11 protein-coding genes are annotated in these 12,197 nt (G+C 67.1%); all 11 read left to right on the forward strand.

The genetic code is table 11. From position 1 onward, the window contains the following. Window positions 1–10: 10 nt before the first annotated feature. The 11 genes from A7U43_RS28265 to A7U43_RS28320 all read left to right on the forward strand — a co-directional run bounded on the left by A7U43_RS28265 (window position 11) and on the right by A7U43_RS28320 (window position 12,172). On the forward strand, window positions 11–1,147 hold the full coding sequence (locus tag A7U43_RS28265) for a VldE C-terminal domain-containing protein (protein WP_231963895.1): 1,137 nt from the start codon (window positions 11–13) through the stop codon (window positions 1,145–1,147). A 24-nt stretch (window positions 1,148–1,171) separates the two neighbouring features. Then, complete coding sequence (locus tag A7U43_RS28270) at window positions 1,172–1,819, forward strand: VldE C-terminal domain-containing protein (protein WP_231963896.1); 648 nt, start codon at window positions 1,172–1,174, stop codon at window positions 1,817–1,819. A gap of 88 nt (window positions 1,820–1,907) precedes the next feature. Then, the gene (locus tag A7U43_RS28275; protein ID WP_068004140.1) at window positions 1,908–2,606 is read left to right on the forward strand and encodes a hypothetical protein; all 699 of its coding nucleotides are present in this window, start codon (window positions 1,908–1,910) and stop codon (window positions 2,604–2,606) included. Between the two features lie 112 nt (window positions 2,607–2,718). Next, window positions 2,719–5,490, forward strand: a complete 2,772-nt coding sequence (locus A7U43_RS28280; RefSeq protein ID WP_068004143.1) for an FtsK/SpoIIIE domain-containing protein — start codon at window positions 2,719–2,721, stop codon at window positions 5,488–5,490. 24 nt (window positions 5,491–5,514) lie between these two features. Beyond that, window positions 5,515–5,904 (forward strand): hypothetical protein, encoded by a 390-nt coding sequence (locus A7U43_RS28285; protein ID WP_068004144.1) that lies wholly within the window; start codon window positions 5,515–5,517, stop codon window positions 5,902–5,904. Between the two features lies 1 nt (window position 5,905). Continuing rightward, complete coding sequence (locus A7U43_RS28290) at window positions 5,906–6,100, forward strand: hypothetical protein (protein WP_068004146.1); 195 nt, start codon at window positions 5,906–5,908, stop codon at window positions 6,098–6,100. Further along, a complete protein-coding gene (locus A7U43_RS28295) occupies window positions 6,097–7,008 on the forward strand; it encodes a hypothetical protein (protein WP_068004148.1) in 912 nt (303 codons plus the stop codon). The genes A7U43_RS28290 and A7U43_RS28295 overlap by 4 nt, the downstream gene beginning before the upstream one ends. A 24-nt stretch (window positions 7,009–7,032) precedes the next feature. Further along, window positions 7,033–8,940 (forward strand): bacterial transcriptional activator domain-containing protein, encoded by a 1,908-nt coding sequence (locus A7U43_RS28300; RefSeq protein ID WP_068004149.1) that lies wholly within the window; start codon window positions 7,033–7,035, stop codon window positions 8,938–8,940. Between the two features lie 6 nt (window positions 8,941–8,946). Beyond that, complete coding sequence (locus A7U43_RS28305) at window positions 8,947–9,183, forward strand: hypothetical protein (protein ID WP_068004151.1); 237 nt, start codon at window positions 8,947–8,949, stop codon at window positions 9,181–9,183. A 475-nt stretch (window positions 9,184–9,658) separates the two neighbouring features. After that, on the forward strand, window positions 9,659–10,498 hold the full coding sequence (locus A7U43_RS28315; RefSeq protein WP_068004154.1) for a WXG100 family type VII secretion target: 840 nt from the start codon (window positions 9,659–9,661) through the stop codon (window positions 10,496–10,498). A gap of 72 nt (window positions 10,499–10,570) precedes the next feature. After that, a complete protein-coding gene (locus A7U43_RS28320) occupies window positions 10,571–12,172 on the forward strand; it encodes a Fis family transcriptional regulator (protein ID WP_068004155.1) in 1,602 nt (533 codons plus the stop codon). Window positions 12,173–12,197: the final 25 nt, after the last annotated feature.

Raw genomic sequence — 12,197 nt, forward strand, 5'->3', positions numbered from 1 at the left:
GATGGAACCGATGTCGTGGGCGGCAGTGGCCAGCACCCTGTGGGCGCACCGGCGCAAGCTCTATGCCGCGGCTGCGATGCTCGCGCCGTTTGCCCTGGTCGCAGTGCTGCTGATATTCGTGCTGTTCTTCGGCGGCGGCTCGCCGTCGACCAAGGATGCGGCGCTGACCACACCGCAGTGCGCTCAGCAGATGCAGTCTCAAGGGGTCGACGCGGGCCGGGGTGTGCAGTTCGGGCCGGGGCCGGTCAACAACGGCAAGGCGGTGATCGCCGCTGGCATTCAGATGCGGATCCCCGAGAAGGGCATCATCGTCGCCCTGGCCACCGCCATGCAGGAGTCCGGCATGCGCAACCTGGCCAACCCGAATGTTCCTGAGTCGCTGCAGATCCCGAACGAAGGTGTGGGCCACGATCACCAGTCGGTTGGCATCTTTCAGCAGCAGCCATGGTGGGGAACCATCCGCGACCTGATGACGCCGCGGATCTCGGCGCTGAAGTTCTACGCCGGACTGCTCAAGGTCGGTGGCTGGCAGCAGATGGCGCCCACGGTGGCCGCGCAGGCAGTGCAGCGCTCAGCGTTTCCCGACGCCTACGCCGACGACGTGGCAGCTGCGACGCTGTTCTACCGCCAGCATCTGCGTGAGGTCATGACAGCTGCCGGACCGGGTGCTGCCACACCGGACTCGATGAACAGCGGCGAAACCGAAAACATGTGCGCCGCATCGCGTCCCCGCGCCTCACGCTCGGTGTACAACCTGTCCAAACTGCCGCCCGGAAAAGCCCCCGAGGACCGTCTGCAGCGCTACACCATCCTCACCAACCGCGCGGTCTCGGCAGCCTTCCCGCAGATCCAGACGATCGGCGGGTACCGGCAGGACGCGATGAAATGGCATCCCCAGGGCCTGGCGCTCGACGTCATGATCCCGAACTACCTCAGCCCGCAGGGCATCGCACTCGGCAACGGGGTGCTGCAGTTCCTCCTCAAGAACGCAAAAACCCTCGGCATCGACCACGCGATCTGGCGCCAACGCATCTACTACCCCAGCGGCACATCCGAACCGATGGAAGACCGCGGCGGCCTGACCGCCAACCACTTCGACCACGTGCACCTCGCCACCATCGGCGGCGGCTACCCCACCCCGCAATGACGTCCACGCCAGGAGATAGAGCCCATGGAGTACTACGAACCGCCGCCCAACCCACTGACCCTGGGGCTCGACGGCGTCGCCCTGGTCACCCTGTGGAGCCTGCTCACCCTGCTGATCGCCGCTCCAATCGCCGACATCGCCGCGCGAGCGATCCTCACCCGCTGCTTCATGCCGCGCAGTGAACTGCGGCGGCGTGTGAGCCCGGCTCGTATCACCATCGCCGCCGTGGCGGCGCTGGCCCTGGCCGCCGTCGCAGGGTGGTTCCTTCTCGCGCCGGCCCTTAACCCGGCCCTGGCCGCAGCGGACACCACCTCCGACGCCGGACTGCAACGCGACCCGATCGCCGTCAATCACGCAGTGGCCGAGCATTTCCCACAGATTCAGGACATCGCAGGTTTCCGACCTGACCCGTTCGGTGAACACGAACAGGGCCGGGCACTGGACGTCCTCATTCCCGGCGACCCGACCATCCCGCAGAGCATCGCCTTGGGCGACGACATCCGGGACTTTCTGCTGCAGCGCGCCAACGAACTCGGCGTGCAGCACGTGATCTGGCGCCAGCACCTCTACCGCGCCGACGGCACCGCCGAGCCGATGCAACCCCGCGACAGTGACGTCGCCAATCACTTCACCCACCTGCACGTCACCACCGCAGGCCCGGGTTACCCGTGACCGTTCGAGCCCGCTTCACCAGCCATTGCGAAAGGACATGCGCCATGACCCACGATCACGACGACCGCGCGAGCAGCGGTGGTGCGCGATGAGGCAGCGATGGGCAATGCTGCGCTATCGGTGGCGCAGGGTCCCGACGCGCACCCGGATGGGCGCCCTGATCGCGGCAGTCGCGATCGCCGGCCTGACATGGCAGTACTACTCGGTCGAAGACGTGGCACCGAACGCAGAGCAGCAGGTGGCGCCAGGTGAGATCGACCACGAGGGTCACGACCACGGTCCTGAAGACGGCCACGCGCACGGCGAGTACCAACCCGACCCCAGCGAGCTGCCGCCCCCGCCGGACTTCTCCCCGGAGGCGGCACGCGTCATTGCAGAACGATTTGCGTCGAACTTCGCCTCCCCCAACGGCAATCGTGACGACTGGCTTGCCCGCATCGCCCCCGATGTGATGCCCGAGCTGCTCGACCAATACCGGCTCACCGACATCCGCAACGTCCCGCAGGCCAGCGTGGCGAAGGTTGACGGCCCGCTGGCTGCCGATCCGATCCTGCCCACCTTTCAGGTCGCATACAGCGACGGTTCCGCCGTAGAGATCACACTCGAGATGGCTGTGGATGGGTGGAAGATCAGCACCGTCGTCCCCGTGCAAGCTCAGGCGCCGTCCCCGCCGGCTGCCCCCGCGGACCCAGCGCAGCCCCCCGCGGCGCCGGCGCCGTCATCGGAGACCGTGGCCCCGACGTCCGCGATACCCGGAGCGATCCCGATCTCGCTGGCCGCGCCGTGAAACCCAGGCTCGTGGCGCACCGCAGGATCGCACGACCAGTTCACGGTGTCTGTCCGGCACCCGATGATGTGCTCAAGCAGCTCGCCTCAACCAGCGGAAAGGACAGTCCCTGATGGCTCCCAGCGGCAAAACCGTGCCCGCCAAGTCGTCTTCATCGGCCGCTGCGCCGAGCGGCCGGCCCTACGCAACCAGCGGCGCCGAACTGAACCGGCCTTACGTCCCCGGCGAGAGCGCCGCCGAGCAGAAGCAGGCCGCCGAGAGCTGGCGCTGGATCCTGATGGCCGCTCTCGCCGTGGCCGTGGTTCTGGGCTACACCAAGGTGTGGCCGGCCGCCCAAGAGTTCCTTTACCGTCCCTCACCAGCGCGGGACTACCTGCTACCGCCGTCACCTGAGCCGTTGTACGTCATCGCCGGCGTTGGTGTCGGGTGGTTCTGGATCCTATTCATCGCCGCCCCGGTGGTCGCCGCGGTCCTGGCCGCACTGTGGTGGGCCATGTTGTCCTGGTCCAACCATCGTGCCCGTTCCGGGCATATCGGGCAGGTGCGCCCGGGACAGCACTGGACCGGCGAGCAGTACCCCACCGTGCCGCTCATCCTGGCCGGCGCCGCTGTGCTTTTGGCGGCCTCCGGTGTGCTGCTGCGCTGGGCGGCACCCTCCGCCACGCATCTGCCGGGCCGGCTTCTGGTGGTGGCGGTGCTCGTCACCGCGGCGTTCGGGTTCTGGCAATACGCCCGCTGGGCCTACGCGCGTGGCCTGGTCACCCGTCAAATCAACAAGATCACCTTTCTGATCTCGCCGGCGCTGGGGTGGCCGGATCTGCGGGCTGGGCGCGTGCGCGTCGAACGCTGCGCCCATCCCCGCGGGAAACCGGCGTTCCCCAAGGTGATCAAGCTGCTCTACGGTCAGCACCCCCGATCGGTCGGCGAAGAGCTCACTGCCGAGATCGCCGCAGTTCTGCACGAAGTCACCAGGCGCACCTACGTTTTCGAGCACGATCCCTTGGCGCGGGCGCTGACCGCGACCGAGACCGTCGTGGTCGAAGAGGACGTGGTCGTCGACGCCGAGTCGGTCCTGGCGCCGCTGGTGGCGTCCTGGTTCGATGCCGCGGCTCAGATCGCCTCAGTGACTGTGGACAAGCCCGCCCCGGTATTGGACTCCGCGGTCAGCACGGTTGCTCACGGCGAGGGGACAATGAATCCGCAGCTAGACATGGACGACGAGCTGGCGGCACGGTCGGCGTCCACGGGTAACGACGCGATCGCTGCGCGGATCCGAGAGTTCACCGTCGGGTTCGCGTACAACCTCAAGGTCAGTTCGGCCTTCCGGCGCGGTGCGATCGAGGGCATGGTCTCCGACTCGCTCGGCGGATCGTGGGAAGCCGAGTGGAGCATGGCATCGCGCCGTGTCCGATTCGTCCGCAGCCCCGGCCTGCCGACCATGGTCGATCCGCCCCTGGACTTCCCAGACGTGACTCGGGCCAGCGTCCGCTCGCTCTACAAGAACACCGTCATCCCCTTCGGCATCGATGCATACGGCAACGTCGTCGGCTGGGACTTCAAACAGTCACCGCACTTCCTCATCGCCGGCGCGACCTCCACCGGTAAGACCTCGGTGCTGATGACGATCGCCACCCAGTGCGCACGCCGCGGCTTCAACGTCGTCTGGGTCGACCCGAAGGGCTTCGACTCCCCCGGCATGCGCAGCTGGCCCAACGTCTCACTGGTGACCGCCGGCACCGACGAGGACGGCCTCGTCGGTCACACCGCAGCGCTGCGCCTGATCGCCGACACCATGACCGACCGGCTGTCTCAGGTGAAGATCAACCCCAACCGCGCCGACGACTTCGATCCCATCATCGTGATCACCGATGAGTTCTCGAACCTGGCCGTCGCCCTCGGCCAGTTCTACAAGACCTACAAGACCTCCAAGGAACGCGGCGAACCACCGACCGCGACGGATATCGGAATCTTGCTGCGAACCGCCCGTGCGGTCGGCATCCACATGGCACTCGGCATCCAACGCCCGGACACCATGTTCATTGCCGGTGAGGCGCGCGACAACACCGCGCTACGCGTCGCGATGGGCCGACTGCGATCCAAAGACGCCGCCATCATGATGTTTAACGACGCGGTGGCCGGCACCAGATTGCAGCCCGGCATCAAAGGCCGTGGCACCGTGCAGCTGCCGGACGGATCGTTCCGCGAGATGCAGGCCTTCTACACGCCACGCGTGCCCGCAACCGAGGAGCAAGACGCCGCCCTGACTGACCACGAACGCGCCATCTTGACCGAGCTGCAAAACGTGGACAGTTTCTGGCCTCGCCGCGTCGTCGACAGTGCCCTGCGCGGTTACGATCCCGAGGACGACGAGCAAGAGATGTCGTTCAAGATGATCCGCGAATCGCCCGTCGTTCTGGCATCGGACCGGCCCGATCTGGATCCCCTGCACCCGTCCTATGTGCGGCCGATGATGGCACTTCGCCGGCCAACGATGGACGACGAGCACGGCGACACAAGCGAAGACCTGCCAGCGACGCATCCGAGTCCTGCAACCGGGCCGGACGGCGCAGCGAAACCGGCGCCTTTCAACGAGGCGGTAGACGGATTCGACGACGAGTATCTGCCCACCGTCGACGACGAATACGGGCCTCCTATTCCGGTGTCGGCAAACGAGCTTCAACACGGTGATCTGGTCAATATCGGTGACATTGACGGTGTCATGGACTGGAAGTACGTTCACGCTGAGCCCTACCTCACCGATGACGTTGACGGTGGTGACCGGCTGGTGATCCCGTATCGGGACCTCGACGACGGCCGCCATGCGGGCGACATCGACGTCGATCCCTACGAAGTGATGCAGGCTCGGCAACTGCATATGCACTAGTGCGAACGCGAAGGAGAGTCGGTTTTGGCACCCAGGAAGAAGAACGGCCGGGCCGCTGCGGAAGCGGCCTATGCCAATCTGCTCAAGGACAACACCGCTCTCGTCGGTGACGTCGGAGAAGCCTTCGACCGCTACGTCGCCAGTTTGGAGGCCGCAGCCCAGGCCCGCGAACAGTTCGAGGAAGCACGCACGGCCGCCGTGAAAGCGGGTGCAGTCACCAACGACCAGCTCGACCAGATGGGCTACAAGAAAACCTCGAAACTGCCCGCACCGCCGGCCCGCCCGGCGGACAAATCCAGCCAGGAATCACCAGGGGCCGATGCCGGCTCCTCGCTTAGCTCGAACACCAACGGTGCCGCGCTCGGCGGCACCAAACTGACGTCCACGGGCGTCGGAACAGGGGAGGGAAGCTGACATGACGCCAATCGAATTACTGGCGCAGCAATCGCAGGAACAGCACGCGCGCTACCACGCCCTGTTTGGGCTCAACCCCGCCGGCGGTGAGGGTCTGCGCGACTTGGCACGCCGCGCCCGCGAGGTCGGCCTGCGCGAGCGGCAGGTGCGCCAAGGCGTCATCAACCTCAACTTCTCGACCAGAGTCACCGGATGAGCACCGGAAGCGGCGGCCCCTTCGCCGAATACACCGGCCTCGACAACTTGCCGCTGGACAACTTCGGCGGAACCGCTGACAACAGCGCCGATGTCACCGACAACAGCGCCGACGTCAACGTCACCGGCGCCAACGACGTCGCGGCAAACGCCCAAGCGGAGGCCGCGGAGATCGCCGCGGTGCCCGACCCGCAGTCGCCCGCCGGCCAGGCGGCCATCCTTGCGATCATCGAGAAGTACCACGGCAAAAGCGCTGGCACCGTCGAAGGATCGGCAGCCACCGAGCAGGCCAACGGATCTCAGGCCGCCGACAGCGGCAGCGACAAAGACGACGATGACGACGACGAGGGCAGCGACGAGATGAGTGGCACAGGCAGCGGTACCAGCCTGATGGACATTCTCGGTCAGCTGCTCGGTGCCGGCGGCTCAGGCATGCAGGGTATGCAGGGCATGAACCCGATGGGCCAGCAGGGCATGAGTCCGTTCGGTCAGCAAGGTATGAGCCCGTTCGGCGACCCGTACGGCCAGCAGGGTGCCGCCACGCCCGCAGCCGACCCGTTCGCCGACCCGTTCGCGGGATCCTCAGCAGGTGGTGTGCCGGCGACCACGGCCAGCTACAACGCTGCCGCCGATCCGTTCGCGACCGCCCCATCCGGGGGCAGCGGAACAGTCACCACGGCCAGCACTGACGCCAATGCCGCCGCGGACCCGTTCTCCACAGCCGACAACAGCAGCGACGGCAACACCGACAGCGAAGACAGCGACGGCGAGGCGACCGAGCAGGGCACAGATCCCGCGGCGGCCTCGGAATCGTCGTCCTCGGGTGTGGACGCCGGCGCGTTCGGCGGCGCCGACGGTTCGGCGGTCCCCGCCGATCCCGCCTCCGCCAGTAGCGGCGCCACACCGTAAGGGAAAGCAGGTCATTTCACCGTCATGACGTCGACCATCGCTGCCAGCAGCACCCCGGTCACCTCCTGGTGGTACGGGCAAGGCCGCGCGGTCGACGTCGTACGGCGGCTGGAATCGCTCTACAGCCTCTCCCCCGCGCCGGCTGGTCCCGCAGGGCTGATCACCGCCCGACGCGACGAGCTGGTGGTCACCTTCGTGGCCGGCCTCAAATCGCCGCTGCCTTACCCCTGGAGAACCGCCGACTCCACCAACGAGGCCCGCATCCCGTGGGAAGCGGTGGACCCCGACCTCGCGCCCGACCCCGACCGCCCGGTCTACCTGGTGGCGTTCGGCACCACTGACGAAGGTGCCCTCATCGGGCTCAATCTTGCAGCGTTTCAACGCATCAGCATCGACGGTGATGCGAACGTCGCCACTGCGCTGATCAGTCGCTGGGTGCTTGAACTGCTGACCACCCACCCCGACATCACCATCGGGGTGACACCCGACTTGTGGCGCGGCCCCCTCACCACTCGTGTGCGACCGGTGGCGGTCGGGCGTGTCCCGCAAGTCGACGTCCTGATCTGCGGACCGGACCTGACCTACACCGACCGCGCGCAGATCGTGTCCAACGCCGCCAGCAAGATCATGGTCGATCTCGGCAAGGACGCCGCCGTCGATACGAAGTGGACCATCACGTGCGGCCCGGATCGGCTCGGCCAGATCAGCAACGGCGTGACCCGGCCCATGTCCGCCACCTTGATCCTCCCGAGCCCCGCCGTCATTGAACGCTGCGCAGATTTGCTCACCGACCAGCCTGCAGTGGCCGCCACCCCGCTCGAACCCGCTGCAGCGGCCTCCGAGCAGCTGCAGCCCGCAGACGAGTTCGATGACACCAACACCGACCCCCGGCTGCCTGCGTGGACACCGGCCGCCGAAGGCGAAGCCAGCGCTGAGCCGATCGACTTCTTCGCCCGTTCAGCCCCCATCGCCGCCGCAGGGACCGATGACGACGCTGCCTCATGGCCAGCCGAGGACGATGGCCCCGCCGCGGCGGACCGGCCGGACGTCGGCGCTGCACCGCTTCCGGCCCCCCTCGCCGCGACCCCGGCGCCGGACACGCGCGACGACCGGACCGCTGCTGAGGCCGCGACCCCGGCCCCCGAACTCGCGCAGACATCCGGTGCGGTCGGGGATGACGCCATCGGCGAGTCCGCGGCGGAAACGGCGGCACCCGAGATCGCGCCCATCTGGAACCGCATCCTCGGCCAGGTCGACCTCAAGCCACCCCACAGCGCTCAGGCACCCGGCCCACGCGAGAAGCGTCTCAACGAACTGACGGTTTTTCTGCAGCACAACCGCTTCGCTGACAGCGGCGAGATTATCCGCGCAGTCTTCAACGGAGGGGCCTCAGAAAAGACCGTTACACAACAGGTTTCACTGCTACGTGCGCGGCTCGGAGTGACCCACGTCGGTGGCCCCAAGGCGCTACCGCCGATGAAAGACGGCGGCTACGTGCTGCACAACGCGGTGCGTTCGGACTGGTTGGAGTTCGAGCGGCTAGTCGAGATCCTCATCGACACCACCTCGACGGCCAACCTGATTGCCGCGATGAGCCTGGTCACCGGCCCGCCCCTGGGCGGGGTGCCGCCGAAGGAGTGGGCCTGGACCAAGGACCTGCGCGACGAGATCCGCGATCGCGTCGCCGGAGCCGCGGTCGTCCTCGCCGGCCGCCACCACTCAACCAAGAACTTCAGTGCTGCAGTGGAAATCGCACGCAAAGGACTCTGGTACGACAACGCACGCCAAGATCTGTGGCAGATCGGTATGCAGGCCGCTCTGGACGGGCACGACAAGGACGCATACCGCGCGCTGCGCAGCCAATACCTCAGCACCGTGCCCGGACCCGACCGGGATCCGGCAGTACTCGATTTGACCAAACAAGCAGGGTAGGTCCACATGCACTCGATCACGTTGTCCCAGTTCAAAGATGACGACGATGAAGTCATCACCACCGCCGCCACCGACCCGCCGGCGATGTCCGTCTCGGTGCGCACTACCGGCGAGATCGTCGACGTTGACGCGCAACCCGAACGACTCAAACCCCTAGGCGCGGACGGCCTCGGTGAGCTATTCACCGCGTGCGCACAATCAGCGTTCGCCCACCGCTACGACCCGCTGCAAGACGACCAGTGAGCGAGGTGGCCCCATCAGGACACTGGACCGACGCCGACCGCGGCGATCTACCGCCAAGACCGGAGCGGGCGCAGCCGCCGGCAACTGCGTGCGCGCAAACACGCCTCAGCGCTCGCGGCAAACACCAACGACCAGGTACAAAGTCAAATAGGGGCAACTGTGTTAGTCGCGTTGGAGATGGTGAGTAGCACCGTCTCTTCGATCGCTCACCGAGGAGCGGGACGCAACACAGGCAGCGACCTGAACGGGCAGGAGGCACCGATGACTGAGATAGGCGATCCTGATGCACCGGATCCATCGACGCGTGCGCCGTTCCCACCGGGCCCGACGCATCCAATCGGTGTCGGTCAGCGGTCCCGACGACTGGTTCACCGCACCCGTCTGGCACGACAACAACGTGGCCGTTGATCCCGGCGGTGCCGCCGCAGGCCCAACGCCGGCCCAGCCATTCCCCCGAACCTGATCTAGGAGAGTCATGACTCAACCGAACGAGCCGACACCCACCCCCGCACCGAACATCATCTACCCCTCCGGACCGCCCGGAGGCTTCGACGACGGCTCACCGCTGTACCCGGAGGGCGCTCCCGGCCCCGACGGCACCTGGCAGGTCCCCCAGTACCCGCCTCACATCCCCGAATCGCAGTTCGACACCTCACAAGGAATGCCGCGCTCCACCCTCGACGGAATCCACGGCACCGGTGACGACGAACCCATCCGGTGGTCACCAAGTCACCCCGGCGAGCTGCCGCCCTACTGGATGCACGACTACGTGCAGGACCAGACCGACCCCGGCCTGTGGTGGCCCGACAAACGTCCCCTTGCCCCCGGCTCCGTCCAACCGGCCGGCCTGCACAGCGGTGACGACAAGGGCGGCAACCACGGTTCCGGTGAGGGCAAGCTCGATGTCAATCCGGCTGATCTGACCAACGTCAGTGAGCAGTACGCCGAGTTGCAGGCTGCGGCCGCGGCGATCGGTCCGCAGGCCGTCGACGAGGTGAATCGGATCATCGCCAGCCACGGTGCGATGGGCTATCCGGTGGCGGTCGGCGTGGTGGCCGGATTGGGGCGCCGACAGGCGGCGCTGGAGAAGAAGGCCGCCGACTTCGGGGTGTACTCGACGCGGTTCACCGAGCACGCCGCGGCGTATCAGACCGGTGACTCCGAGGGCGCCCGACGCATCCAATCGGTGTCGGTCAGCGATCCCGACGACTGGTTCACCGCACCCGGCTGGCACGACGACAACGTGGCCGTTGATCCAGGCGGTGCCGCCGCAGGCCCCAACGCCGGCCCCGCGATTCCGCCGGGGTTGCTGTAGACCTAGACCGTTGACGGTGCCGGCGAGAAATTGGTGAGTCGCGGGTGCGTCGACTCGGGAGAAAATACAGTCATGGCCGCTTTGAATGTCGACACCGACGGGTTCCGCCGCACCGGCGAACTCGTCGAACTCGCCGGGGTGCTGCTGGGCTCAGATTTCGACGACCCGACACCGACGCCGGCCTGTGCGTCGGATCCGGCGTCGGAGACCATCATGCGCAATCTCAACGCCCGCCATCAGTGGTTGCTCGGGCACGTCCGCGCCGGATCCGACCAGGCCACCAACGCGGCCGCCGGCATGAACGACACCGCCGCCAGCTATGAGATCGGCGACAGCCAGGGCGCAGCCTCCTTCGGTCAGTTCGGTGGAAGCTCATCAGTCGGCGCGCCAGCTGCGACGATGAGCAGCTTCACTCGCCCCGCAGCAGCCCCGTCCGCCATGCCCACCTTCGACCCGATCCCCGATGTCAGTGGCACTGAGGGCGAGTCGCTGGCCCAGCAGCTGGAAGCCGGTGCCGGCCCCGGCCCGGCCGTATCCGCTGCGACTCGGCTGAACACCCTGGCCTCCCGTGCCGCTGCCGCCAACGCCAGCCTGGTCAATGCCCAGGCAGAACTGCTGGCCACTGGTGAGTCTGCGGCGACACCGGGGATGGCCGCCAAACTGACTCGAGGAATCGCCTTCACCGAAGCCGTGGCCGAGCACGCCACGGCGCTCGCGGCCGGATACGAGTCGGCAGGCAACCTGCATACGCTGACCTATGGTCAGGTCGGCCCGTCGGCAAGTTGGGCGAGCCTGAAAACTCAACTGGCAGAGGCACAGGGACTCAGGGCGGCGTTCGGTGAGTCGTACCAGCCCCTCGTGGATGCCTACCAACAAACCCTCGACGACAAGGAAGCCCTCAAAGGGGTGGCCGCGACTGGTTTGCAGGCCGGCGGTGAGGTCGTGAGCACCCCACTCGGTGATATCCCCGACCCGGGCATGGACCCCAACAGTCAGGAACCAGGCGAGTCGGACAAGAAAAAGGGCGAGGGCGAAAGGACGGGCGAGGCCGAGGACCCGGCATCGGGCGGCATGCAGGACATGTTGCAGCCGCTGATGGGTGCACTCGGCCCGCTGACGCAGTCGCTCGGCAAGGCCAATCCCCTGCAGTCGGTCGGTCAAATGGCCCAACAGCTCGGCGAGCAGGTGAGCAAGCTTGGCGGGGATGCTGCGAAGACGGCCGCCGGCAGCAGCCCTCTCAAGCCCGCCGCCATGGCCAAGCCTCTTGCCGGTGCCGGGAAAGGCAGCGGTGGTGGCGGTGGTGGGGGCAGTCCCATCAAACCGTCAAGCAACCTGCCCGGCGCCACCCATCCCGCGTCGTTGACCGGTTCGCCTAGCGCCACACCGTCGAGCGCCGCTGCACCCGTGAAGCCCGCGGTGGCGGCCGCGGCGGGCAGCGGTGCAATGGGCGGCGGCATGATGCCGATGGGAGGTCGGCCCGGCGGTGACAACAAGACCTCCAAGATCAACAGCTACGAGGACCCGCTGGCCGAGGTGGAGGGCAGCGGCCGCCCCGGCGTCGTCGGCGAGATACCCAAGGCTGCTGCGCCCGTGGTGAATCCTGACGCGCAGAACGCCGTCAAAGAACGCTTGGCGCGCCGGAAGAAAGACGTTGCCGGCGACGGCGATGGATAGCTGCGCAGACGTTGACCGCCGTGTC

The organism is Mycobacterium adipatum (genome assembly GCF_001644575.1).
GTDB lineage: Bacteria > Actinomycetota > Actinomycetes > Mycobacteriales > Mycobacteriaceae > Mycobacterium > Mycobacterium adipatum.